The organism is uncultured Shewanella sp. (assembly GCF_947501665.1).
GTDB lineage: Bacteria > Pseudomonadota > Gammaproteobacteria > Enterobacterales > Shewanellaceae > Shewanella.
Window position 1 is genome coordinate 1 of record NZ_CANMWS010000079.1, and the last position, 706, is coordinate 706.

General features: G+C 47.9%; 1 protein-coding gene. It reads left to right on the forward strand.

Features of this window, described 5'->3' with window-relative positions:
* The coding region (locus Q0976_RS23990; protein ID WP_299497385.1) for a phosphopantetheine-binding protein at window positions 1–706 on the forward strand (706 nt) is incomplete at both ends.

Consider the following 706-nt stretch of genomic DNA (forward strand, 5'->3'; position numbering starts at 1 on the left):
AGAAGCTAAATCAGCGTCAACCCCAGAGCCAGCACCAGTTGAATCGCTTAAACCAGACAGGCCTGATCAGGATCTACAGGCTTTGATGTTGGCTGTGGTGGCAGAAAAAACAGGTTACCCCACTGAGATGCTTGCGCTGGATATGGACATGGAAGCAGATTTAGGCATTGATTCAATCAAGCGGGTTGAAATACTGGGCACAGTGCAAACTCAAGCCACCGCTTTACCTGAGCTAAACCCTGAGGAAATGGCCGAATGTCGCACATTGGGTGACATTGTCAGTTACTTAAACAGTCAATTGGAGTCTCAACCACATCACTTGAAACAGGAAGAGCCAACAGAGGAGGTGGTGTCCATGGCATCGCTGGTTGAGGACATTAAAGATGACACTCATTTAGCGTTAGAGCTAGAAGCTAAATCAGCGTCAACCCCAGAGCCAGCACCAGCTGAATCGCTTAAACCAGATAGGCCTGCTCAGGATCTACAGGCTTTGATGTTGGCTGTGGTGGCAGAAAAAACAGGTTACCCCACTGAGATGCTTGCGCTGGATATGGACATGGAAGCAGATTTAGGCATTGATTCAATCAAGCGGGTTGAAATACTGGGCACAGTGCAAACTCAAGCCACCGCTTTACCTGAGCTAAACCCTGAGGAAATGGCCGAATGTCGCACATTAGGTGACATTGTCAGTTACTTAAACAGTCAA